Origin of the sequence: Paenibacillus silviterrae (assembly GCF_030167925.1) — a bacterium.
Taxonomy (GTDB): Bacteria; Bacillota; Bacilli; order Paenibacillales; family NBRC-103111; genus Paenibacillus_G; species Paenibacillus_G silviterrae.
Genome location: NZ_JASKUT010000002.1, coordinates 980944 through 1006328 on the forward strand (window position 1 = coordinate 980944; position 25385 = coordinate 1006328).

At 46.5% G+C, this 25385-nt stretch carries 21 protein-coding genes and 1 pseudogene; 3 read left to right on the forward strand and 19 right to left on the reverse strand.

Features of this window, described 5'->3' with window-relative positions; all coding sequences use genetic code 11:
- The first annotated feature begins 84 nt into the window (after positions 1 to 84).
- Entirely contained in the window at positions 85 to 735 is a 651-nt protein-coding gene (locus QMO62_RS27650) for a bifunctional 4-hydroxy-2-oxoglutarate aldolase/2-dehydro-3-deoxy-phosphogluconate aldolase (RefSeq protein WP_284645719.1), read from the forward strand.
- 362 nt (positions 736 to 1097) lie between these two features.
- On the opposite strand, the gene QMO62_RS27655 is transcribed toward QMO62_RS27650, so the two are convergent.
- The 10 genes and pseudogenes from QMO62_RS27655 to QMO62_RS27695 all read right to left on the reverse strand — a co-directional run bounded on the left by QMO62_RS27655 (position 1098) and on the right by QMO62_RS27695 (position 9357).
- On the reverse strand, positions 1098 to 1535 hold the full coding sequence (locus QMO62_RS27655) for a hypothetical protein (protein ID WP_284645720.1): 438 nt from the start codon (positions 1533 to 1535) through the stop codon (positions 1098 to 1100).
- 172 nt (positions 1536 to 1707) lie between these two features.
- Positions 1708 to 1995, reverse strand: a complete 288-nt coding sequence (locus tag QMO62_RS27660) for a hypothetical protein (protein ID WP_284645721.1) — start codon at positions 1993 to 1995, stop codon at positions 1708 to 1710.
- Between the two features lie 106 nt (positions 1996 to 2101).
- Positions 2102 to 2224 (reverse strand): annotated as a pseudogene (locus tag QMO62_RS33605) (efflux RND transporter permease subunit); the annotation flags it as partial.
- Positions 2225 to 2290: 66 nt separating this feature from the next.
- Positions 2291 to 4327 (reverse strand): serine hydrolase domain-containing protein, encoded by a 2037-nt coding sequence (locus QMO62_RS27665; protein ID WP_284645722.1) that lies wholly within the window; start codon positions 4325 to 4327, stop codon positions 2291 to 2293.
- A gap of 143 nt (positions 4328 to 4470) precedes the next feature.
- Complete coding sequence (locus QMO62_RS27670; protein WP_284645723.1) at positions 4471 to 4782, reverse strand: EAL domain-containing protein; 312 nt, start codon at positions 4780 to 4782, stop codon at positions 4471 to 4473.
- Between the two features lie 235 nt (positions 4783 to 5017).
- Complete coding sequence (locus QMO62_RS27675) at positions 5018 to 5815, reverse strand: type II CAAX endopeptidase family protein (RefSeq protein WP_284645724.1); 798 nt, start codon at positions 5813 to 5815, stop codon at positions 5018 to 5020.
- 46 nt (positions 5816 to 5861) lie between these two features.
- Positions 5862 to 6692 (reverse strand): CPBP family intramembrane glutamic endopeptidase, encoded by an 831-nt coding sequence (locus QMO62_RS27680; protein WP_284645725.1) that lies wholly within the window; start codon positions 6690 to 6692, stop codon positions 5862 to 5864.
- 85 nt (positions 6693 to 6777) lie between these two features.
- Positions 6778 to 7461, reverse strand: a complete 684-nt coding sequence (locus QMO62_RS27685; RefSeq protein ID WP_284645726.1) for a response regulator transcription factor — start codon at positions 7459 to 7461, stop codon at positions 6778 to 6780.
- Complete coding sequence (locus QMO62_RS27690) at positions 7442 to 8614, reverse strand: sensor histidine kinase (protein WP_284645727.1); 1173 nt, start codon at positions 8612 to 8614, stop codon at positions 7442 to 7444. The genes QMO62_RS27685 and QMO62_RS27690 overlap by 20 nt, the downstream gene beginning before the upstream one ends.
- Before the next feature lie 128 nt (positions 8615 to 8742).
- Entirely contained in the window at positions 8743 to 9357 is a 615-nt protein-coding gene (locus QMO62_RS27695) for a TetR/AcrR family transcriptional regulator (RefSeq protein WP_284645728.1), read from the reverse strand.
- 124 nt (positions 9358 to 9481) lie between these two features.
- On the opposite strand from QMO62_RS27695, the gene QMO62_RS27700 reads away from it, so the two are divergent.
- The gene (locus tag QMO62_RS27700; protein ID WP_284645729.1) at positions 9482 to 10930 is read left to right on the forward strand and encodes an alpha/beta fold hydrolase; all 1449 of its coding nucleotides are present in this window, start codon (positions 9482 to 9484) and stop codon (positions 10928 to 10930) included.
- A 220-nt stretch (positions 10931 to 11150) separates the two neighbouring features.
- On the opposite strand, the gene QMO62_RS27705 is transcribed toward QMO62_RS27700, so the two are convergent.
- Both QMO62_RS27705 and QMO62_RS27710 read right to left on the reverse strand, forming a co-directional pair.
- Positions 11151 to 13130, reverse strand: coding sequence for a methyl-accepting chemotaxis protein (locus QMO62_RS27705; RefSeq protein ID WP_284645730.1), 1980 nt, complete (start codon positions 13128 to 13130; stop codon positions 11151 to 11153).
- Positions 13131 to 13546: 416 nt separating this feature from the next.
- The gene (locus tag QMO62_RS27710) at positions 13547 to 14317 is read right to left on the reverse strand and encodes a DeoR/GlpR family DNA-binding transcription regulator (RefSeq protein ID WP_284645731.1); all 771 of its coding nucleotides are present in this window, start codon (positions 14315 to 14317) and stop codon (positions 13547 to 13549) included.
- Between the two features lie 230 nt (positions 14318 to 14547).
- Between QMO62_RS27710 and QMO62_RS27715 the strand changes: the two genes are divergently transcribed.
- Positions 14548 to 15498 (forward strand): metallophosphoesterase family protein, encoded by a 951-nt coding sequence (locus QMO62_RS27715; protein ID WP_284645732.1) that lies wholly within the window; start codon positions 14548 to 14550, stop codon positions 15496 to 15498.
- Positions 15499 to 15597: 99 nt separating this feature from the next.
- Here the strand turns inward: QMO62_RS27715 and QMO62_RS27720 are convergent, their stop codons facing one another.
- The 7 genes from QMO62_RS27720 to QMO62_RS27750 all read right to left on the reverse strand — a co-directional run bounded on the left by QMO62_RS27720 (position 15598) and on the right by QMO62_RS27750 (position 25277).
- Entirely contained in the window at positions 15598 to 17106 is a 1509-nt protein-coding gene (locus QMO62_RS27720; RefSeq protein ID WP_284645733.1) for a glycoside hydrolase family 32 protein, read from the reverse strand.
- Positions 17103 to 18092 (reverse strand): carbohydrate kinase family protein, encoded by a 990-nt coding sequence (locus QMO62_RS27725; RefSeq protein ID WP_284645734.1) that lies wholly within the window; start codon positions 18090 to 18092, stop codon positions 17103 to 17105. Before QMO62_RS27725 ends, QMO62_RS27720 begins: the two co-directional genes overlap by 4 nt.
- Before the next feature lie 23 nt (positions 18093 to 18115).
- Positions 18116 to 18955, reverse strand: a complete 840-nt coding sequence (locus QMO62_RS27730; RefSeq protein WP_284645735.1) for a carbohydrate ABC transporter permease — start codon at positions 18953 to 18955, stop codon at positions 18116 to 18118.
- Positions 18956 to 18968: 13 nt separating this feature from the next.
- On the reverse strand, positions 18969 to 19892 hold the full coding sequence (locus tag QMO62_RS27735) for a carbohydrate ABC transporter permease (protein ID WP_284645736.1): 924 nt from the start codon (positions 19890 to 19892) through the stop codon (positions 18969 to 18971).
- A 21-nt stretch (positions 19893 to 19913) separates the two neighbouring features.
- Positions 19914 to 21722 carry a GH32 C-terminal domain-containing protein gene (locus QMO62_RS27740; RefSeq protein ID WP_284645737.1) on the reverse strand — a complete coding sequence of 603 codons (1809 nt, stop codon included), beginning with the start codon at positions 21720 to 21722 and terminating at the stop codon, positions 19914 to 19916.
- A gap of 152 nt (positions 21723 to 21874) precedes the next feature.
- Positions 21875 to 23488, reverse strand: a complete 1614-nt coding sequence (locus QMO62_RS27745; protein ID WP_284645738.1) for a response regulator — start codon at positions 23486 to 23488, stop codon at positions 21875 to 21877.
- 7 nt (positions 23489 to 23495) lie between these two features.
- Positions 23496 to 25277, reverse strand: coding sequence for a cache domain-containing sensor histidine kinase (locus QMO62_RS27750; RefSeq protein ID WP_284645739.1), 1782 nt, complete (start codon positions 25275 to 25277; stop codon positions 23496 to 23498).
- Positions 25278 to 25385: the final 108 nt, after the last annotated feature.

Genomic DNA, 25385 nt, shown 5'->3' on the forward strand with positions numbered 1-25385 from the left:
CTCCGTTCAAAAAGCAAGCGGGAGAAAACGTTTTGCCAGCAAATCATCGTTGGACTATATGCAATTCATCGGGGGCGGTTATCAGTGGAACGCGAGCAAGGGTTGACGCTGCTTCAAGAAACGAAAATCATAGCCATTGTTCGAGGGGTAGAAAGCTCTCATATCGAAGGCGTGGCACAGGCACTTCTGGAAGGCGGCGTGAAGTTGATGGAGGTGACGTTGAACACGGCAGGAGCCGAAGCTATGATCGGCTCGCTACAGACAAAGTTCGGCGATCGAATGTATATTGGTGCCGGCACGGTGCTTGGTGTGGAGGATGCCAAACGTGCCATAGCTGCTGGAGCCGGGTACCTGGTTACGCCGAATACGGATGAGGCTGTGATCCGCTTTGCGGCGAAACAGGGCCTTCCCTGCTTCCCGGGGGCGATGACCCCGACGGAAGTCGTACGTGCGTGGAAGACGGGTGCGACCGCCATCAAGATTTTCCCAAGTGCCAGCTTGGGCATCGGGTACATCAAGGAACTGATGGGACCGCTTCGTCATATCCCGATGATCGCTGTCGGTGGGGTAACCGAGGAGAACATCGCCGATTTCATTCACCTCGGCTGTCATGGCGTTGGCATCGGAGGCTCGCTCGTGAACCCGAAGGAGATTGCCGCAGGCAACTTCAACAGCATGAGAGAGAAGGCCGCTCGCCTCGTCGCCGGGGTACAGGCAGGCTTACAAGACAAGTAAGGGTATATCATCCAGACGGTGCGGTCTATATCTTTCGCAGCGAGGTCGCCCAATAATACCAAAATACGTTTCATAAATCTCTCGATGGAAAAGGCCGACATCCCTAAGGGTGCCGGCCTTTTCATATTACGGATAGCTGATTTCAATCTCGCCACTTTTGCATTTTTGGATGTACTCGGACATAGCTGCCTTCGATTTTTCTGTGTGTGTGCTCGATACCGTGTGAATCCCTGTCGGTTCTGTGGCTAGAACTTCCTTTACACCTGCAGCGCCTACAGTAACACGAATTGCTTGTCCAGTAGAATTTCGGACAGTCATCAATTTTCTCGACATAAGATCACATCCCTTACTTATAGTATACCCTAATCCAGTGTTTTTGGTACAACACCTGCAATGCCCATTTTCCGATCTGGAAGCGCATAAGCCTTGAATTTGTTGGCATAATAATCATAAAGATCTGACTTCGGTGTAAGTGCTAAATAACCATCATATCCTTTCTGTATACTAATGGCGCCGGCTGCGCCGATGATAATTTTAGAAACGTTGCAATAATTTCGCAGATTAGCCTTATTTCGATTCGAAGGCGCGACCTCAAGCAAATTTATGTACATATGATCACCCGCATCTGAGATGGAGAACGCTCCATGAATAGTGCCGAATACCGCATCAGTGATCTTATAAACATCGCGGCCTTTAGCGCGATTCTCTTTCAACCAACTTAAACCACGCGTCCAGTTCATTTTTGGTAAGTCTGATGCGTCCACTACTGTTATATCTGCTTTATGTAAAGTGCCGCTCAAATCCTCAAGGTGTCAATTTGCCATTCAAAGTACCCCCTGTGCGACATATGACGCAAACATAAGGAAAATTATAACACGGGCAGGAGCACAAATTTTCATCTAACGCATCACTTGGTAAAAATTACGTATAAAATGATGAATACGAAATCATTAACCTGGACACTCCGCAGCTTTAGTTGGTAACGTACTCAATAAGTTCGGCTTCAATTAATCTAGATATCGCCTTAGCTGTATATTCCCAGGTAAGGATACTTTTTTCGTAAATTTCAGACACATCAACAGGGCTTTTTAAGTTAATTAAATTGTATACGTAATTCTCATCAGATGACAGCAAGCCGCTGAAATACCTGCCCGTAAGTCTTACATATGTACAATCCACAAATGTGCCTTCCTTTCGTTTTTTTGCGGTAGACTTTTTCGTATTATTAATAACTATTCTGAGGTTATGTCGTTTAGTCATAACTAATCGCCTCCTAATAGCTTTTAACAATAATATATCCGGCAGTATTTAAAAATGCAGGTCCCATAATACGTTTCATCAAAATTTAATGTTTTTAATAGGTTCGCAATGCAAAGACCGTAGCGCCTGCGGTCATGATGATGGGTCGTAAACGCGTAATCCCGGCCTCAACAAGAGCATCCTGTATGTGATATCCTTTTTCTCTAAGCTGCTGAACCTTATCAATTAGTTCGAATTCTGACGGCGTGTGGTAGGGACTGGGTTAGCCCAGTTGCCTTGACTTCAAATACGATAATCAGTCTTTAAACGGATGAGCCAAATGATATAGGACCCGTGCAGCTTCTGAACGGGTCAAATTTCGATTCCCATCCCAGTCTATAACCGCACTTCCATTCATACTTATTATATTTTTGTAAAAACCACGTTCCAGAATCAACTGATTTGCTTCGTTTGCCCAGTGTCCTTCTATTCTTTCCTTTGGGTCTAATTGAATAGGCAAGATTGGATGATTGAGCAAGTACGGATATTCCTGTAAAGTACGCCATAAAATTACGGATGCTTCACTCCAAGTTATAGGAGTATCCGGCATGAACTCGTTCTGGGTTCTGCCGTTCAGTAGGCCCAGGGTGTAGAGTGTTTCAATAACTTTTTCTCGAGGGTGACCTTTAACATCGCTCAGAACGGAGGTTCCGACGGTTTCAGGTAGTTTCAATATTTTCATTAGAGCTTCTGCAAACTCACTTCTAGTGACGTGCTTTTCCGGTTCAAACATTTCGGATGAATTAGAAAAATCGATACCCAACTTTGATAGAAAATCAATGGCACGAAAGTCCTTATGACCCTGCTCAATGTCTATATACTTATTGGAGAAGATTAACTTTTCAGCTGTGCCTACCGGATTAATATATTGCATGAATGCGATTTGGCCATCTGATAATCTTTGGAACGCAAGCAAGCGTTGACTCTCATCTATAAATGTGTCCGGTGCGACTTCTCTTAATAAATGCGTACCAAGCATGGTTTCATTTACTTTCAATTGTCCTTTCCCCGTCCCTTTAACCTCAAATAGCCATGTACCCATTCGTAAATCTCTATAGGTTCCTTCGTAAATCTTGGTATCGGTACCATTCGAATCGTTATCCGGATATTTTTGCGAAGCATTCGGATAAAAGCGATCCATAAATGCGTCAAATAGCTTTACACGTGCATCTTCACCAATGATGAATGAGGATTGATTAAAAGAAAAGAAGACTCCTACCCTCTGGTTTGGGATCATCCACAGAATGGAAGCTGTCCCGTCAAGGTCCCCCGCCTTACTAATTACTTGATAGCCATTATTCTTAGAGTGAAATGTATATTCAAATCCATAAGACATCGCTGGCACTTGGTCGTTGATACGAAGTTGAGGTCTGTGCATAGATTCGATTGTACTTTCTTCCAATATACGTGCCTTTCCCAGTATGCCTTTATTTAGATGTGCAAGCATGAATTGTGCCATGTCTGCGCCAGTCGTAATCATACTCCCGTCCGGGGAGTCCCAGGGAACCGTTGTATATAAGGGAACTGGCTTACCAGAGCGTTTATAGCCAGTAGCCATTCTCCCCTTTAACTCTTCCGTCAAAATGTAAGAACTGTCCTTCATACCAAGAGGCTCAAATACATGTTTCTGTACATAATCATGAAAAGGCATTCCTGTCACTTTCTGTACAATATATCCTTGCAAGAGGGCAGCATAGTTATCATACATGAATGAGGTTCCTGGTTTACGTATGATGGTCGGCATATTATGAAAAATATGGTCTTCAAGAGAAACCCGCCGGTTAAGATCGAAATCAATATCAGATACCTTCCCATCGGGGAAATCAAAACCGGTAGTATGTGTTAAAAGATGCTCTACGGTTAGAATACCATCCGTCTCATTTTTTAACATGTTACTACCTACATACATATCTACCGGATCGTTTAAACGCACCAATCCTTTTTCAACCAATTGTAATAATGCAGTAGCCGTAATCGGTTTAGAAACCGAAGCGATCCTTAGCAACGTCTCATCGGGATTCATCCGCTTTTTTAATTCCTGATTCGCGTAACCAAATCCTTTCTTGTAGATCACACGATCTCCCTTTACTATTACAATGACACCACCGGGAATGTGCTCTGCTACGTCGCTTTGAAGAAAATCTTCCATGAAATCAGTAACGTTCTCTTCATTTACTTCTGGCGCTTCTATAGGAGCAGCGTAAGTATGCAGGGTTTCAGACAAACTAAACAAGGTGACAAACAAACAAAAAAACATGGCTATCCCTGGTATCCGCACTTTTAACAATGACATGCCTCATCTTCCTTTATTCATTAGAACATTTGTTCCAAAGTATCAATTATCAACAACAAAGCTACCACAGAAATCCCTAGATGTTTCGCCATGAGGATCATAGCTTCAACAATAGGAAATGGGATTCTGTTATTTCCATATCTTTAATATATGTTCGATCGATTTTTATTGTATTTGACACCAAACTTCTTTAAATAACACATAGAAGAAAAGCCTGTCCCGAAGTCATCCGGCGCAAGGCTGACTCCCAATTGTTTAATGTTCATGATGTTTGGTAATACATAACTGTTTTCTTGCATAGGTCTACTTTCTGTTATTTTCAACCGCAGATATTTAGGCTCCAATCCTGTTTCTTTCAAGATACGGACTATATCCGCATCCCAGCATTCTTGCTCTAACTGGCCATAGAAACATTTACTGAAATATGAGCTGTAGTAATACCTTTCGCGTGCCAATAACTTACGTATCTACAAGCGGTTTTAAGCACCCAGTTACCCAGGGGACAATAAATCCGTTCTCCTCGGCAGTAGTTATAAAACTCGTCGGTGGAATTGTTCCTAATATAGGATGCTCCCATCGAAGGAGTACCTCAAGTCTGGTAACTGCATGAGCATTACCATTTGTCGTTGCATTTTCTTGGGCAAATCGATGCATGTGGCGCCTCCATGTTAGTCCTGAAATAATTCATTATTATTCCGATGTTACATTTCGTTTTTTTATAATGAACCAAACAATGAGAGCATACAAAATTATGACAACAATACCAGCCTCCCCACCAACATATTCCGCCAAATCAGAGTGGGTCTTTGTAAAATCACTCAGTACTGCGTAGCTGATATTATGAGAACTATGCATGATTGCCGGAGCCCACACACTTCCAGTAACGAGTCGAAGATACCCAAAGAGAAATCCCCCGATTAACGTCATTACTATAAAAAATGGGATTACGACTAACGGGTTTCCCTCATTGAGATAATTTCCGCTTAAGATGATGGGAAAATGAAAAACGGCATGGATAAGTCCGCTTAACCAAATGGCCTTTTTCCAACCCAATTCTTTGAGTTTAGGCAATAAATACCCCCGCCATCCAATTTCTTCCCCGATTGCACTTGTTAGTGTATAAAACAAAAATACCAACGGTATTTTTATTAACAAAACCCAAAACATTGAACCAGCTAATTGTTCTGGTTGCGATAGAGATGCAAACGGCGTCGCCCATTTTATAATCGCGGCAATGGATAATACCAGCATTGGGACAAGAAGAGCAAATCCCCAGCGATGATATCCGGTTCTATGTAATCCTAATGACTGCCACTCTTCCTTTTTTCGTATATCCCCTGTTACCAATAAAGTCACAATTACTGCTAGTAACGGTGAGTACATATATGTGCTGCCTTGAACTTTGAATACCGATCCCATTACAGTTGCAATTATCATCACAAATGCAGTATATAATACAGCTTTTGATAAATCGTTTAATTTAAGCAATACTATTCCCTCCAATAAAACAAATCAAGGTTGTCATGCCCAACGATTATGATGTAGTCAACAGCTCACGATGTTTCGACTGGACTTTTTTTAATTGGAAGGCGAGCAATACAATGATTGTTAATGTGATCAAATTAGAAGCCAATCCATTATCAAATCCAAGGCTTCCCCCGTGGATCCATTCATTAGGTCCGAGTGCAATGGTTACAAAATTGTCTGGTCCAAATACATCTTGGAAAGAATTCCAGGCAAAATGAAAGCCAACCGGTAACCATAAGGAACCTGACAATTCTTTAAGAAGTGCAAGAAATACTCCTCCAAAAAATAAATTAAGGATCATCAAAGGATGAGAGAAGATGTCGTGTCCCAACGAATGTAGAAGAGTGAACGGAATGGATGAAACCAATACCGAAATCCATGAACCATAATTTAATTTAATCAAACCTTGAAAATAGCCACGGAACAGTATTTCTTCCGATAAGGTATCACAGAAGGCTAAAAATGCGAGCATTCCGAAGGTAGCCCACAGCATACTTTCGGTACGGATAGTTATGATCGTCACTTCGCCGACAAAATAAACAGCTGCAAAAGTGACTAATACGAATATAAAGCCGAAAAGGATTCCCATGGCGGTTAATGTAACTTTTTTGCTTTCCCTTACACCTAGCGGCGTTTTGGTTCCACGTTCAAATATGTTTAAAATGATTGCAAGTGCTCCAAGCATAACAAATAATGATTTCAGTCCAAGCATAGCCTCCGGCATGGCTCCCGGCGTTTCCCAGAAAATTGATATAACGAAGTTAAACAAAATACTCAAGCCAACCATGAATCCGATTGCCAGGGAAATTATTCCAGACACACGCATTACTTTTTTCAATTTATATTCCTCCTGAACCTTTTTCTCGGCTCCTTGAGCCACTGGTCCAGTTTACTGGGTAACAGTCATGTTCACATAGTGCCATTTAGTCACAAACTTTTTTATGACTAACCAAACCGGCATCTCTGGCTTTCTGTGTCGCTTCTAGCCTCCCCTTAACATTAAGCTTGGAATAAATATTAGATATATAATTTTTAATGGTCCCTTCGCTAAGAAACAGGGTTTGAGCAATATCCTGATTCCTTAATCCCATGGCTAACTTTTGGAGCACATCCATTTCACGCCTGCTTAATCCGTACGGGAGATTCTTGGCATGATTTTCTTCTGTTTTTTCTGTATGCTCGGATAAATCATGTCGTTTTACTCGCTGAATGAAATCTGCCGCCATATCCTGGGATATCAATGTACCTCCGGAATGAACAACTCGAATGCCAGCTATCAAATTTTTAGGATGAATTGCCTTAAGCAAGTATCCTTCCGCTCCATGGCTTAACGCAGCAAATACATAATCCACCTCTTTGTATGATGTCAAAATGATGATCTTGATCTCCGGATATTTTTTCTTAATAATTTCTGTTGCCTTTACCCCGTCCATTGCAGGCATATTAATATCCATCAAAATCACGTCAGGACGATATCTCTCACTATAATCCACCGCCTCCTGGCCATTCTTAGCAAGTCCAACCACCTCGATATCCTCCTCCATTTCAAGAACGATATTCAGGCTTTCAAGTATTAATTCTTGGTCGTCAACGATGAGCAACTTCATATCCGTGATCTCCTTTTATTGGAATATCGCACCTAACTTCTGTACCCCGGCCTATCGCAGAAAATATAACCAGAGCCCCGTCCAGACTCTCTATGCGCTTCTTCATGGACGATAATCCAAAGCCGAAAACAATATCATTTATCCCGAGACCGTTATCTCGAATAACTACTTGCACGCGAGCGGGATGATAATGAATGTTAATTTCAATTTGGGATGCTTTGCCATGCTTTACAGCGTTGGTACAGGACTCTTGAATCATACGAATGATCGCCTGACGCATGGAAACTCTCAATAACTGTTCTGTCCCGCTAACTTGATAGTCAATCTGAGTACCAGTATATTCTTGAAAGCTATGAATGATCTCAACAACTTGCTCCTCTAAATTAATATCCTCACCTGAACCCATTTCGTGGACAAGATTTCTCATCTTATGGATGTTTAGTTCGGTTAAATCACGCAACCTCAAAAGCTTTTCCTTTGCTAATTGAGGATTTTTATCCAATAAAAGAATAGCTGCATCAAGCGCCAAACTAAATGAAATATAGGAATGTCCGAGGGTGTCGTGTAATTCTTTGGACATTCGTTCTCTTTCCTCTAGCAGTGTCATTTTTTCGATATGAACGGCGTACTGCTTCAATAGCCTGTTCTGATCTGCAATTTCGGTCAATAGCTCATTGTTTCTTCGGTAAGCATTTGCAATTACACCTACCCATAAGCCAATACATAGGAAAAGCAGCATATCAGCCGTAAAACCAATAGCTTGTTTGTAGTTAATAAACTGAAAGGCAGCAAGAATAACAGGATGTCCTAGTATAATTGGTGCAATCAAGATGAGATTTTTGGAAAATAAATATCCAACGGACAGAATCGGTATTAAGATGAAATTGGAGGTTTCACCCATTAAAATTATGTGATACACAGATAAAGATCCTGCAAGCAGTGTCTCCAATATACAAAAGAGACCCTTGTTGGCTTTTATGTGAGGTATCCAGAAGAAACACGGGACAATATATGCAGCTGTGATCCACACCATCAAGATAACGTCCGGGGATAATGTTTCTCCGTCCCGAATCATTTGGAGTAATTGTAAAATATACCAATAAGACCGAAGGCCGAATATTCCCCAGTCCATAAAATAAAATACTCTTTTCATTTATTTTGTTATTCCGCCCCTCGAATCACTGTTTGTAAATAAGATTACCAAATAAAAGTCATAGGGAGATATTACTTTTTTCCTGATAATAGTAACAATCCGAGTAAACCTCCGAATGCAGCTTTTATTCATCGACTTCCATCCACTTGAAGTACATGCCGCAAATAGAAAACGAGTACTTCAATCTGCTGATCAATTTGTAACTGCTGTGAATCCATTTGCATCGCATCACACGTCATGCCATCGATAAACGTAATGATGGATCTAGCAATAGCTTCAATCTGCATTTGAGGATGAAACTCTTTTGCCGCTACACCTTGTTCCAAAACCGATATCCAGACCTTTAATCCCTCATTGTATTGGTAAATCAGTGTTTGCTCCCGCGATGCATCTCGATAGCTCCTCATAAAATACTCAAATATTACGGGCATAAAGCTGTTTCGTGCGTTTTTTACCTCTTCCCCAATCGTCTTGAGCGCGTACTCTATTTTGGCCCAGTTCGTTGTTTGCTCCTGCATTGCGAATAAGTCGAATGTGACCACACGTTCTCGCAGAATAGCTTCAAAAAGTTCCTCCTTACCGGTGAAGTAATGATACACCCCGCCTTTGCTCATTTGGACATTCTCAATAATATCCTCCATGCTGGTTAAATCATATCCCTGCTGTCGAAATACTCGTTTCGCGGCTTCTATGATTTCTTGTTTCTTTTGTTCTTTATACTTATCTGATACTTTAGGCGACATCATATATCCTCCGTTCAAGTTCCTTGAATGTAAATATTTTACCACTGCTCTTGAAAACCGACAACCCCGTCGGTATAATTGATTTCAAAACCGACGACATCGTCGATAAAAGGAGAAACAGCACATGCTAAAAAATTTTTTGTGCATTACATTGACAATGAGTCTTTGCCTTACTCCTCTCCCCTTGGTTTACAACAAGACGTTGGCATCAGAAAAGGCATTATCTATCGAAAAAGAGGCTTATACGAGTCCAATTGCAGGAGAAAATAGCATATCAACTTTAGAAAAGATATCCATCGGAGGCGTAGATCAATGGATCACCATTCGTGGTCAAGATCTTAATAATCCTATATTCCTTTATTTACATGGTGGTCCAGGCCATGGTGAAATCAACAGTAATCCCCGATTCAAAGAGCTAGAGAAGCGGTATGTAGTTGTGAATTGGGAGCAGCGGGGTTCCGGCAAGTCATTTTCTCCCCATTTACCTGTGGAAAGCTTGAACGTCGAGCAGTATTTATCTGATACTCATGAAATGGTTGAATACATTAAGAATAGGTTTAAAAGGGATAAGATTTATTTGGTAGGTCACTCATGGGGAAGTTTGCTTGGAATGATCGAGATTAGCAGGCATCCGGATTCGTTCTATGCTTATGTAGGTGTGGGGCAATTTGTAGACGTAACAAAGGCAGACCAAATCGGATACGATTATACGTTATACAAAGCCAAGGAACTTGGACATCAAGCTGCAATCGATGAACTGAAGACGATTGGACGTCCTCCCTACGATTCATTCAACACTTTTCTTCGATTTCGAAAGTGGTTAGCTCCTATGGGAGGCATATTTTTCAGTCCAACTTACATACAAGAGGTCATGATACCAGATATTATGAATGCAACAGAGTATACGCATGATGAGAAAGGACAATATGAATTGAGTGAAGAGCTACTACTTACAAAGATCGTTCCTGAATTACCCAAATACAACTTGTTACATATGATTCATGAGGTCAAAGTCCCCGTCTACTTTGTAGCTGGCAAGCATGATTACAATACACCACTGCAACTGGTCGAGCAGTTTAATTCGCAATTGGTTGCTCCTCATAAGGAAGTGGTCGTATTTGAAAATTCCGGTCATGCACCAAATTATGAAGAAGAACTCCAATTCGCTGATCTTATGAATGAACATATTTTTCATCAGACATACTATAGTCCTAATTCTAGTAAATCCGTAAAAGTCGTATTAAATGATCATCAAATGGAATGGACTCCAGCTATTCATAACGGCCAGCTTATGCTTCCCCTCCGCAAAACTTTAGAAGCCCTGGGTGGTACAATCACATGGGAGGAATCTACAAACACCATTATGGTAACATACAATCAGTTGATAATCTTCTTTCAACAGGATGCTGCTGTAGCCAAAGTAAACGGAAAGGAAATAGGCTTTTCCAAAGCAGTACTGCTTTTAGAAGATTCCAGTTATTTATCGGTAGAAGCATTATTGAAAACGATACAACTTCATGCATCCTGGGATCCGGCTTTGAATGAACTTATTTTGACTTCTACAACTAATTGATATTACCCCAGCAGAAGCACGGAAGAATGAGAAATTTAATTAATACCTACAGCATGATTTGAAAACGCACCAGCGTCGTTTTCGGTTATGCGAGCCCGGCTAAGCAGGAATGCCGTCCTAATTAGTTGCGTTCGACAGCAGCTTGTCGGACACACGCGCACAACTACTTTATAACAATAAACCAAATAAATAAGTCCCCACTTAGTGGGGACTTTAGAGTTTACAATTTGAAACGACTCACTGACCCATTCAGCTCATCGGCCATTTTTGACAGTGCATTGGCTGAAGCAGTTACCTCTTCCATAGAAGCAAGTTGTTCCTCTGTGGCTGCCGATACCGATTGCGTTTCTAAGTTATTTGCTGCTGCGATATCAGCCAACGAATGAATACTGGTGACCATCCCGTTGATGCTGTCGGAAATATATTGTGTATTTTGCTCTATTTCTTGGACTATCTGGGAGACGGAGGAAATATCCGTAACGATTTCACCAAACAATTGACCTGCATAGCTGACCGCCTCCGCACCGGTCTCAAATTCCCCAGCTACCACGTTCATTTCCTCATTTGCCTTTCCGGCATCACGTTGAATAACGGATATGAGCTCGGATATTTGTTTGGCCGATTGTCCTGTCAATTCAGCTAATTTCCGAATTTCCGCAGCGACAACCGCGAATCCAAGACCCGCCTCTCCCGCACGAGCAGCTTCAATGCTTGCGTTTAACGATAAAATATTCGTTTGCTGAGCAATACTTGAAATCATGTTCACAATGTTACCGATTTCGATGGATCTCGTGCTCAATGCATGAATACTTGCGGCCAGCACATGAAGGGTTTGTCCGACACTTTCCATCTGTACCACCGCATTCGTCACCGTATGTTCCCCTTGCTTAGCTTTAGAAGACGTAACTACTGCTGAAGTTGCGGCTTCTTTGGTTCGGCCTGCGATGGCGCGGAGTGTGCCGCTTAACCCGTCAATCGTTTGAGCCCCGTTTTGGATGTTGGTAAACTGTTGTTCAGCGGCCTCCGCCAAGGTTTGAGCCGATCCTGCGATGTGTTCCGTCACCTTAGAGCTTTGTTCGGCTCCAGCCAAGAGCTGCTGTGAAGAAGCAGCAAGCTGATGGGATGTTTCATAAACTTCCAGCACCATAGACTTAAGCGATGTGACCATGGTATTGAAGCTTACCCCAGCCTGTCCAATTTCATCCATCCCCGTAACGGAAGTTTGGTGGGAGAGATTTCCCCCTGCGACGATGTCAATTGAATGTTTCAAATGAACAATCGGCTTTGACAGTCGAGATGAGATGATATAGGAAGCGATCAAACCGACAATTACGATCATGACGGAAATGAGAATGGCTTGGTTCCTTAAATCATAGATCGGTCTGAGTAATTCATCCTCTGGGGCACTAAGTACAAGAACCCAATTGTTCGCTACTTTGTGATAATACCCCAGTCTATTTTGACCGTCCAAGCTAAACGTTAGGATCCCTTCTCCTCCCTTAGTACCATCCATAAATGCGTTTGTGAGTTCGGTAACATTAAGGTCCTGTACGGTTGATTTCATAATGTTTTCTTTTACCGGGTGATAAATCATCTTGCCGCTTGAATCAAACAGCAAGGCATACCCCGTTTGCCCAAATTTCGCTCTCGCTACGGTGTCGGTGACTTCCGCAATAGGTAGAGAGGCAGTGAAGCTGCCGACCACCTGCTTATCCTTCATTAGGGGACTGCCTAAGATAACGGATAAAGAGCCGTCAACAGTGGAGATCACTGGGTCTGAGATGGTTAACTTTCCTTGGGCCAAGTCTTTCATGAACGGACGGGCCGAAATGTCTACAGGGGCTCCCTTATGATTCGTACTGAGCTTACCTGTTAATTCATGAGTAAAAATGATAGCCGTCAACTCGGAATTTTGAGCTTGAGCTTCCTTTACATACGCTAACTGCTTAGCTGAGTCCCCGTAGTATTGCGAGCCACCCTTGGCGATAGAGTGCAATACAGATAAATTCGAGTTTAAAAATGCATTGAGCTCATTGGCGACGGCTTCCACTTCGAGGTGAACGTCTGACCGAATAGCCTCATTTACAATCCTCGCGCTACTCTGATAATTCAAAACGGATAAGACGATTAAGCTAATGACTAACAAGGAACCTGTAAAAGCAGTGATCCGCATGCTAATGCTTTTGAATTGAAAGCGCATCCATTTGTGTTTCTCTCTTAGAAGCACATGTTTTCCCCTTTCAGTAGATGAAATCGTTAGATGATACTAGGGAAAAAGCAAAAGTTCCGCTAGTAAAAATTAGCAAAATAAAACATGATCATTATATCTAAACTTGTCACTTTTAGTCAATATATGTCGAAATTGAATATAAGAAAAGCTTCTATCGAAGCCCTTTCAGGGATGTACATTCGTGAGCAAGAGGTAACTTTTATTGAAACATTAGAATCCTTGAGCTCCGCTCAAAACTTATAAATTCTAATGTTATCAAAAAAGAACAGCCCACATTCGCAAGGGAGAGCTGTTCCTGTTCCTGTTCCTGTTCCTTACACCTATAATGGGATCGAACCGGAGGGGCTTCCTTTAATGGACTTAGGTACTTTAGCGTCGACGCTTCCTTAACGGCTGATCCTCCCTTCGATCCCAAGAGCCGAGAACGTTTCCAGCCATTCCTCTGGACAACCCGGATCGGTTATCAGCATGGAGACGTCCTCAAGCTTAGAAATTTTCGCAAAGGTGGATTTGCCGAATTTGCTGTGGTCTGCAACGACAATAGCCTGCTCGGCTCGCTCCATCATTTTTCGTGATATAACCGCTTCCGCCAGATGATAATCGGTAATACCGTCTGCCAGTGAAATTCCGCCTACGGAAATAAACGCTTTCGTTACCTTAAATCGATCCAGCAAATGTTCCGTTAACGACCCCGTGGCCGCATGGTACTGCAAATTGATTTCTCCACCTACGAAAATCAAGTTCCCCTTAAACACTTCCATAGCAAGATTTAAAATCGGAACGGAATGCGTAATGACCGTAAGATTGTGGCGGTCCTTTAGATGCGGCAAAATTTCGATCGTGGTGGTACCGTTGTCGAGCATAATCGTTTCGTTGTCTTCCACCAAAGAAGCGGCAAGTTTGCCGATGGCGGCCTTCTCCTCTTTTCTCATCTGGGTTCGTTTGAGAAAGGGAGGCTCAACCAGCTCCATTCGCATTTTTACGGCGCCTCCGTAGACCTTGCGAAGCTTTCCTTCCTTCTCAAGCCTGTCCAAATCACGGCGAATCGTCTCCGTTGAAACGTTAAGCAGCTGTGACAGATGATGCACCTGTACTTTTCCTTCCGTATTTAGTCGCTGCAGGATGGTCGACCTGCGATCCTCGTAAGTTAACGACATCAGAACCCCCATTGACGAATCTTATAGAAATGATGATGTTTCCTGTTGTTTTTTAATAGTTTAAGATTTGGAATATTTATCTGTCAATAGTCTTTTATTTCTCAAAGTTTTCAGTTAAAAATTCGATTGACACATTTTAAGGAAACATTATACAATTGTCGGAAAACAACATGATGCCACACGATAACATAAAAATACTTCATGAACAGTACACTCGGAGGTTGCTGCTAATGCGTCATTCACTTGCTTTCCGCCAAGACGGCACGTTTACGATCACACAATTTACCGATATTCATTGGAAAGACGGAGGCCCAGCGGATCAACGCTCACGACGGCTTATGGAGATTGTGCTTGATGAAGAAAGACCCGATCTTGTTGTATTCACCGGTGATGTGATCTATACCGGCGACGTCACTCCGGGGAGGCCTATATGCGATAACCCGGAACAAGCCTTACGAGAGGCCGTTCACGCGGCGGAAATCCGTAACATTCCATGGGCAATCGCCTTCGGCAATCATGATACTGAAAAAGGCATATCCCGAGAAGCGCTTATGGAGATCGTCCAGTCCTTGCCATATTCCGTTGCTGAGCGGGGGCCGAAAGAGGTGAGCGGTGTAGGAAACTATACACTGCATATTGATGATGACAAAAACTCTCCCGCCGCAGTCCTTTATTTTTTCGATTCCGGTAACCTTTCCCCGGTTCCTCGGATTCAAGGCTATGACTGGATTCGCAATGATCAGGTGCAATGGTACATGGCCGCTTCCCGTAAGTTACGCGAGCGTAACCACGGAAATGCGTTACCTTCGCTTGCTTTTTTCCATATTCCGCTTCCCGAGTATAGAGAAGTTTGGGATACGAAAGTTTGCTACGGCAACAAATTTGAAGAAATAGGCTGCCCGCGCGTGAATTCGGGTTTGTTCGCTTCCATGGTTGAGATGGGAGACGTCATGGGTACCTTCACCGGCCACGATCACGTTAACGATTATTGGGGCGAGCTGCACGGCATTCGGCTCTGTTATGGCCGAGCGACGGGTTATAATACATACGGAAGAGAGAATTTTCCGCGCGGAGCGAGAATGATTCGGCTGCACCAAGGACAAAGTGACTTTGAGACATGGCTGCGCCTTGACGATAACACTGTCATTCGCAACCAGCCCGAGCATCTTCCGGGTGTTTAGCTCCGCAATCAAGCAAAAGCCAGGGACTGTTCGCCCTGGCTTTAAGTAAAACTAGTTTAACAAGATGATGCCCGATGTAATTTATAGAAGTCACTAAATTTATACATTGTTCCAGATGGAATGTAACCGCCACGCCGTGAGTTCCAGCAGCTCGGCGTTCCCATTTCGTGAAACGAGTTTTACACCAATTGAGCTGGGATCCGGATAAATACGATTCGTAATTGTTCGTTGACCATCGTTTGCAAACAGTTCTATAGAGGAACGGTCCAGGAATATATGCAGCTTGATCCGTCCATCGTTCATCGGCTGCAGATCAGCCTCACTGATACCCCCATCTCCCTTACCGGCACGGGTACGGTCCATCTTAAGCTTCCGTTCGGCTGCGGAATAGACGATTTCCGTGAACTCCTCCTGATTCGGCGAGGAACGGACCTGCAGGCCGAATTCAGCTTCAGCTCCTGATGCACTTGCATCAAATATGGCCACTATTTCCAATGCATCCCCGAATAACCCGTCAACGAGAGTTACGGTATCCGAAGCGAACGTTCGCCGGCTGAGTTCGTACCGCTCACCGCGCAGTGACTGCAGTTCCTTCACCGGTACCATCCGCAGCGTCCCGTCCTCCGACAGCTTCAGCTCCCGGGGAAGGGTGAATGCCCCCATCCAGCCTTCCTCCTGCTCCGGCATCCTAGCTCCCCAAATGTTCATCCAGCCGATCAGAATTCGCCTGCCTTCATGATCCAGGAACGTCTGGGGTGCATAAAAGTCGAAGCCGTAGTCAAGCCGTTCGGATGTGCTGTAATGCAGCTTGCCCGTGGCGTAATCCATAGTCCCGGACAAATACATTGTCTTGGTTGCTCCCATATTCATAGGTGAGATGACTAGGATATGCCTATCTCCATCTCCGAGCGGAAACAAATCCGGGCATTCCCACATGTTGCCCATTGTGCCGTCGCTCTCAGCGGCCACCCCCATATAGTGCCAGCTTCTCAAATCCTTCGATGTATAAAGCAGCGCCTTCCCCAGGCCGTCCTTCCCATATCCGAGCACCATATACCAATCCTCGCCGCGCTTCCATACCTTCGGGTCGCGAAACCCGAAGCCGCCCTCCGACGGCGGTCCGGAAATCACCGGATTATCATACGGCTTCTCGAAGTGTACGCCGTCCTTGCTTGTCGCAATGCACTGTACTTCCTCGGGGCTCCGGCCATCCACATGTCCCGTATAGACCAAGGTCAGAACGCCATCCTGTTCAACCGCGCTTCCCGACCAGCAGCCATAGCCACCCTCCGTACCCAGATCATAATCCCTCGACGGAGCGATAGCGACTGGAAGGTGCCCCCAGTGGACTAGGTCGCTGCTCTTGGCATGTCCCCAGTACATTGGCCCATGCTGCGGCTTGTAAGGATAATGCTGGTAAAACACATGATATTCCCCTTGATAATAAATAAGTCCGTTCGGATCGTTCATCCATCCGGCCGGCGGCATCAAGTGGTAATGCAAGCGGAAGCCGTCCTGCGGTATCGCCTTCGACAGCTCTTGGAGCGCTTCATTCGCCGCATCCACCCGTGCTCGATGAGACCCTGGCAATTTAATTTTGTTAGTCATGAGTTATACATCTCCTTCATTTCATGATGTGCCGATAGAAGCTCGTGAATCTCATCTGGTCCGGCCAAGGACGGAATGGCGCCCTTACGAGTCGTTGCCAAAGCGCCCGCTGCATTGGCAAAGGCGACAGACTTGAACAGATCCTCTTCGCTCCACCCGGGGATCGGCTTCTTTTGCTCCAGTAGCTGGTACAGAAAAGCCCCCAGGAAGCCGTCCCCGGCTCCCGTCGTATCCACAACCTTCACGGGAAATGAGGCCACGCCGCCCCATAATTTCTCCGTACGGTAATAAGCTCCACGAGGTCCTGCCGTAACCAGCAGCAGGCTGATCGAGTATTGCTCGATAAGCTGCGCCGCTCCGGTTGCCAGCTCCTCTTCCCCTGTCAGAAAGCGCAGCTCCTCCTCCGAAACCTTCACCACATCAGCTAAGGCTAATCCTGCTTGAATCGTCTTCCTCGCCTGATCGGTATCCTTCCATAAGGATGGACGCCAATTGGGGTCGTACGAGATCATCGCTCCCCGGCTCTTGGCTCTTCGGACGGATTGCAGGGTAGCACCGCAGGCCGGCTCGGAGGTCATGGAGATGGAGCCGAAATGGAAAATGGCGGTATTCTCCAGCAGGGACGGCTCGACGTCCTCAAATTGCAAAAGTTGATCGGCCCCCGGCTGGCGGCAGAAATGAAACGAGCGGTCTCCTGTCTCATCCAAGTGAACGAAGGCCATGGTCGTATGCGCTTCGGCTGTCGTCACCAGCCCTTGAACCGATATGCCATAACTTCGCAGCGCCTCATTTAAATAGTCCCCGAAGGGGTCGCTGCCCACCTTCCCGACGAATGCCGCTTTCCTGCCAAGCTTCGACAGTGCCGCGGCAACATTCACGGGCGCTCCGCCCGGATTGCGTTCATAAAGCGGCTGTCCTGCTTCCGAAAACCCATGGGGTGTGAAGTCGATCAAGCATTCGCCCAGTGTTACAATATCGTATTTCATATTGATAGCCTCCATTATTCTCTTTAGCCTTTAATGCCCGACATAGTGATCCCTTGGATATAATAGCGCTGAAGGAAAAGAAACAGCAGCAGAATCGGCAGCGTAGAGAGCGTATTGGCAGCCAGCAGCTTGGACCAATCCGTGCCTTCTGTAGAGGAAAGGGCGGAGATGGCTACCTGGATCAACTGTTTTTTGTTGTCGTTAATGACAATCAACGGCCAGAGATAGGCGTCCCAGTTGCCTAAGAAGGTCACAATGCCAAGCGTAATCAGTGCAGGCACCGCCGCGGGAAGCATTATGGTCACGAACGTCCGCGGCAAGGATGCTCCGTCGATTCGCGCCGCCTCCAGGATTTCATCCGGGATTTCCGCGAAAAATTGCCTCAGCATGAAAATTCCGAACACAGACAGCATGGAAGGAACAATGACGGCCTTGTAAGAGTTCAGCCACTCCAATTTATGCAGGAGCAAATAGTTCGGTACAAGCGTCACTTCCCCGGGAATAATCATCGCTGACATAAACAAAGCAAACAGTACCGGCTTCAGGCGAAATCGAAGCTTGGCGAAGGCGAATGCTGCCATCGAGTTAATGACTAGTACCGCAGCGGTGATGACGGCAGCGACCCAAAACGTATTGCCGATATAACGGAGAAACGAGGTGCGGGCGCCGAACATGACGTTCTCATAGTTTTTCCATGTAAAATCGATGGGGATCAGCATGTGGGCATTCAGCGTAGAAGCATATTTGAACAATTCCTGATAGGGGCGAAGCGATCCGAATACCATCCACACAATGGGGAGAATCGAGACCGCTGCGCAAAGCAGCATGACAGCATATTTGACAACTAAGAGCGGTTTCTTCATGGTTTCCTTCCCCCTATTCCTCGGTATCCTCTCTAAAGAGCCTCATTTGGATAATGGAAATCGTTAATACGATGGCAAACAACACCAAGGCGGCAGCCGTCGCATAACCCATTTGCATCTGCTGGAACGCAAGCTTGTAAATATAAAATACGACCGTTTCCGTAGAGCCGTTCGGCCCTCCGTTCGTGAGCACGAATACCAGTCCGGACAGCTTGATCGCATCGATCGTGGTAATTATAACGACAAAGGCGATCGTCCGCTTCAGCAGCGGAAGCGTGATGCTGACAAACTGCTGGATTTTGGAAGCCCCGTCGACTCTTGCCGCTTCGTACAGATCCCCCGGAATGTTATTTAAGCCTGCGAGGAAGATAATCATGAAAAATCCCGCAGCCTTCCAAATCCCAAGACCAATGACGCCGTTCATCGCCGTTTCGGGATTGGATAGAAAGCTCGTAATGGGCAAGCCCACCGTTTTCAATATCGTGTTCAGCAGACCGAACTCTTTATTGTAGATTAACTTGAATACAGTAGCCGCCACGCCGGTAGAGATGACCACCGGGATAAAATAAGCGGTCCGGAATAATCCCGTCATCCGCGCAGGCTTCTGTATCAGCAAAGCAAGACCTAAGGAGATGATGGTTTGGATCGGAATCACCACGGCAGCAAAGTAGAAAGAGTTCTTCAAGCTGTTGTGGAATGCTTTGTCATGCCATAAGGCAATATAATTGTCCAGTCCGATGAAGGACTTCTTGGATGCCACGAGCGAGTAATTCTGAAAGGAGATGATGAACGCTTGAAGCATCGGGTAGAAAACAAATACAATCAGCAAAAGCAGCGCAGGCAGAATGAACCAAAGAGCGGTCGTTTGCTCGTGTCGCTGAAATCGCTTGGCTGCTCGCTTTTCATTTGTCGCCGACAGTAAAGTAGGTATTTCCATGACGTAGCCCTTCCCCCAGGATTATTTTTTTTCAAAAACAAACACATTCAAGACGCTGGCCACCGAGCCGTCTCCCGCAACAGCCTTGATCTCCGCTTCTCCGGCTTTCAGGCCGGTTACGGCAGCGGTCGTTATCCCCGTTCCCTTCACAGCGGCAACCTCAGGATGACTGCTTTCCCACTTCAGCTCCTGTGCTGCCGACAGAGGAATCACCGCAGCCTCCACCTGCCCAGTCTGACCGACCTCGACATCCAGAACGGGCATGCTCAGCACAACGCGGAGCGGAGTTGTTCCGCTCGGGTCCTCATCGCGCCATATGGACTTCATGGGATAATAGCGGAGCTTCTCCAAGGTAACTTTACCCTCCGAAACGAAGAGCTCCAATCCATTGCTAACGGCATTCGGGAACAGGATAGACGACACCACGGCTTCGCCGTCATTGGCGAATACTTCTAATGTCGATTCATCCACGAAGACGCGAAGCTTAAGCTTTCCTTCGTTTGGCTGTACGGGGGCCTGCATGATCTCGGCAAAGCCGCTTTCGAAGGTAGAGAGGCCTGATTTCGTACGGTCAACCGTAAGCTTCGAGGCGGAGGCATCGTAGCCGACCAGCGTCTCTTGCCCTAATCCTGTCCTAAGCTTGAATCCGAACCTCGAGCCGCTGCCCGCAGTAAATTCCGCCTCCAGCTCATAAGAGGTTCCCTTCATCCCGGCAAGCGGGTTGCGACCGGGAACCAGCTCCTGCCGGGACAGCTGAACAGCTTTGCCGCGCAGCTTCGTCAGCTCTTTGACCGGAAGCTGAACGAGCCTAAGGCCGGTCCCCGGAATATCCCGCAGCTTCAGCTCCCGCGGGATGGATAAATTGCCTTTCCATGCGGCGGTCGGCATCTGGAACGGATATCTCCAATTGGACATCCACCCCGTCCAGATTCTCCGGCCGTCCTTGGCGGGAATATCGGAGAAGGATACCGCCGCGTAGAAGTCCTTGCCATAGTCGGTCCATAACGTTTGATTCGGTGGGTTCTCGTTTTTGAACGTCTTCCCGTCGAAGGCGCCGACGAAATATTGGGCGGTGGAGCCCTTCGTTACGGTGTTATTTCCAATGGAAACGGCGAGTACCCATTTCTTCTCCTTCTTGCCTTCCACCGGCAGCTCGAACAGGTCGGGACATTCCCATACCGCCGCATGTGAGCCCTGACCTAGGCCGAATTCGCTTTCCAGCTTCCACTCCTTCAGGTTTGCGGAAGCGTAGAACTGGACCTTCTGATCCACCGAGACGACCATGACCCAAGAGCGGGTGGGCTCATACCAGATCACTTTAGGGTCCCTGAAATCCTTCAGACCGGGATTCGGAATGACAGGATTGCCTGCGTATTTCGTCCAGGTCCGTCCCTTATCCGAGCTGTATGCGATGCTCTGCGATTGCTCCCCGTTCTTGAAGTGAGTAAATATCGCAACCAGTCCGGGCTTTCCCTGAAAAAAACCGCTCGTATCCTTCCAATCCACCACGGCGCTGCCCGACCAGATTTCACCGAGCGAGTCCCGCGCCAGCGCTACGGGCAGATGCTCCCAATGCAGGAGATCCTTGCTCACCGCATGCCCCCATTGCCCGCTGTTTTGATAAAACTGGTGATACTCCCCTTCGAAAAACACCATGCCGTTCGGATCGCTCATATGGCCTGTCGGAGGCGACAGATGATATTGCGGCCGGAACGGCTCCGTATAATGGTTCGGCTCTTTGCTTCCCGCCGCATCCGTGCAGCCCGATGCCAATATACTGAAGAGGAGCAGCGTACCCGCCGATGAACGTTTCAATTTGTTACTCCACATCTTGTGACTCCTTCGCCAATGGTTTCCCTCATTGTATCGAAGATTCTCACGCATTCATTTCAATATGATCAGAACTTTTGTTTTAACTTGCTTATGCATGACGAAAAAGCCTCACTCCAGGATTTAGGAGTGAGGCTTACTTGATGACGATGCTATTCCTGTCCGAGAAGCTCCTCCCGGTATTCCTTCGGGCTCATGCCAAAGTACTTTTTGAATGCGGTGCTGAAATAGCTGGAGCTGGAATAGCCTGCGATCGTGGCAATATCCGTAAGCTTCAACCGCTTTTCCTTCATCAGCTCCACTGCCTTCTCCATACGCAGCTTCAATACGTAATCGCTGAAGGTGAGCCCGGCATTTTGCTTGAACAAGCCGGACAGATAAGTCTCATTGATATGGAACATTTCAGCTAAGGAAGACAAAGAAAGCTCATAGGAGAAATTCTCGTCAACGTACCTTCGGACAGCTTCCGCGAGCTGCTGGCCCTGGGAGAACCGGGTTTTCCTGACCTCTTCCATAACCAGCTGTGCCAGCTCCTCCAGCTGCTGAAACACTTGCTCTTTGGAGTTCGAGTCCCTGACAGCCATTTGGCAATTCCATAAATGCCGTTGAAGGGAAGAGTCGCCGATCTCGAATTTTTTGGCAATGGTGCTGAACAGCAGGATCATTCGAAACGTAAGGAAGGTGAAGGCAAACATTGGCGTATCCGAGCCGGTGTGAAAGATCGTTTGCAGATGCTTCTGTAACGCCGTCGTATCCAGTCCTTCGATCGCTATGGTCAGCTTGCGTTCCATATCGGGAGACAAGGAATGCTCCAATCCGGAGAGCGGCTGCTTCCCCCCGGGAGATTCGACGACCGTTCCTTGACTCCATGCCAGCATGCAGGAAGCATAGGCATCCTTCCACTTAGCTAACCCATTCACGGATTCCCCCATGCCGATAACCGTTTCGACGCGAAGGTACTGCTTGATATTGCGCCGCAGCACACGGGTCAGCTCGGCAGCCGCCTCCCCTTCATCCTTCCCTTCCTCTCGAACAATGAGGAAATACATCATGGAAGGGTAATGATAGTCGTATAGGGGGTAGACCTGCGACCATGGCTCCACCGTTTCCCTGCATACCATCCCGAAGGCGAGGCCAAGCAGATCCTTGCGTTCGCTCCAATCGTCCAGTCTCCCTTTCGGTATTCTCATTTCGACCACACAGAACCGGACGTGCAGCTCATCCACAGCCAGGGCGCCCAGCTGCAAGCGATGCAATCTTTCCTTCAAGTCTGATAAGCTGGACCACTCCTCCTTGACAAGCTTCCAGATCAGCTGTTCCTGAAGCGTTCGCCAATGCTCGCTGTTTTGGATTGGGTCCAGCCGCTCGGTTTGACTCTTCGTTTGGTCTTCCTTCAGCTCATCGGCCAGCTTGCTGAGCAGTACGGTCAATTCGCTTCGGACGACCGGCTTCAGCAGGTAATCCTTGACGCCGTATTGAATGGCCGCCTTCATATATTCGAAGTCGGAATAGCCCGACAAGACCACGATTTTAATGTCGGGATATTGCTTTTTACATTCCTTGATGAAAGCAATCCCGTCCATTTGCGGCATCCGCACATCGGAAATGATCACATCCGGCAGCGGCTGCTTCTGAAGAAGCCTCAGCGCCTCCAGTCCGTTCGACGCTTCGCTTTCGATCCGGTAGCCCGCGGCAGCCCAGTCAATCTTCGCTTTGATGCTGTTGCGTACCCCTATCTCATCGTCAATCAGCATGATCTTGTACATGTGTAAATCAACCCCTTATCAACGGAAGCTGGAGAATGATTTCCGTACCTTGTCCCTCTGCAGAATGAAGGATGAACTCGAACTCGGGCCCATAGTTCAACCGGCAGCGGGAGAGGACGTTGCGAAGCCCAATGCTGTACCCTTCGTTGTTAAGGATAGCAATGAAATCATCCTTGCTTCCTTCCTCCTGCAGAAGGCGAATCTGTTCCTCGGACATGCCGATTCCATTATCGCGCACGGATAAATACAAATGGTCATCTACTATAGATGAACGGATGCACACCTCGGCAGGCCCGTCCTTCTCCAGGCTGTATTTCACAGCATTCTCCACCAGCGGCTGCAGGATGAACTTGGTGATCAGCAGCCTTCTGCTCTCCTGATCCTCCTGTACCTCCATGCGCAACCGTTCCCCATGCCTCAGCTGGAGGATAAATAAATAATCGCGGATGTAGTCCATCTCTTCACCGACTTGAACCAAATCGCTGTTCAGATTGAGCGAATACCGCATCATTTTCCCTAACGCTTCCGTTGCATCCATGACGAGCTCTTCCCGCTTTGTTGCGGCCAAACCGCTGATGATCTCCAGCGTATTGTTGTAAAAGTGCGGGTTGATCTGCAGCAGCAGCGCTTTATACTCCGCGTTTCTTCTGCGCAGGTTCATTTCATATTCCGTCTCGATCAAGTATTTCAGGCGCTGCGTCATTTGGTCGAACACGCCGGCCACGTAGCCCACTTCGCTGCCTTTGACGGGCAAATCCTGCATAAGACCAAGCGCGGTGGCAAACTCCCCGCGTTTCACATGCTTCATAGCGAGAGCCATTCTGCTGAGAGGTCTGGTAATACCGTAGGAAAGCCGGTAGGCTACGGCCAAGGCAAGCAAAAGCAAAAGCGCGCTGACGAGAACGATCATCTGGCGCGTCTGATGAATCTGGGCATACAGCTCCTCTTGAGGTACGGTGCCGATGAGGGTCCAATTCTGCCCGGCAAGCTGGCGAAAGAAGATCGAGTAAGTAATTCCCTGATGCTCGATAGGAAAAACACCGCTTGCCTGCCGCGGATAGCGAAGCTTCGCCTCGACTATGCCGATCCGGAGCAAATCCTGTTTAACGGACAAATCTTGATTCAGGATTCTTTCCCCATTGTTCGTGAGCAGAAACACCTCGCCTGTTTTCCCAAAGTGGATTTTATCGATCGCATTGCGAAGCAAGGAAGTAGGGTAATTCACTTTGAGAACGCCTACGTTACGCAAGTTCTGCAGATGCACCATAGGAACAATCAGACTGTTCACGTGGCGAGAGCGCAGCAAATCATCCGCTTGGTCAGGCTCTTTATGTGCCGAAGTCCATCTCCTGCCATCGGATGTATAATCTTTATACCAAGCGCTATTCAAATAAGTGCGGTCTTGCGTCCAAATGCCGCCCCCTTCCTTAGCAAAGGCAGAGAGTGTAATGCCGTTCGAGTTGTTAATGGTATACGAGGATAAGTGCTCCCGCATTCTTTGCTTGGACATAATCTGCTCTTGCACAGCTTGCCCCTGTTGGAGAAGCGTGGCCGCCCATTCCTGCGTTACTCTGCTGCTCATCGCTTGATTGCCGATATCCTCGACCTGCGTCAGCAGTGTATTCACATGGGAGGCGAACTGTTCAATCGTCTGCAAGGCTGAGGATTCTACGGAGGCTTGAATCAGCCGGGAAGATTGCTCGCTTAGAAAAAAAGCCATCGCAGCGAAGGGAATAATCATGAGAATGGAGAAAGCCGTCATCAGACGACTGCGTAATGAGTAAAACACCGGACAGCCCTCCCAGCAATTGCATTAGTAAGCTAAGTCGATATAGAAGAGTTACGTCCATTATAACAGAAAGAGGCGTTCAACAGGTTGAACCGCCTCTTCTGCATC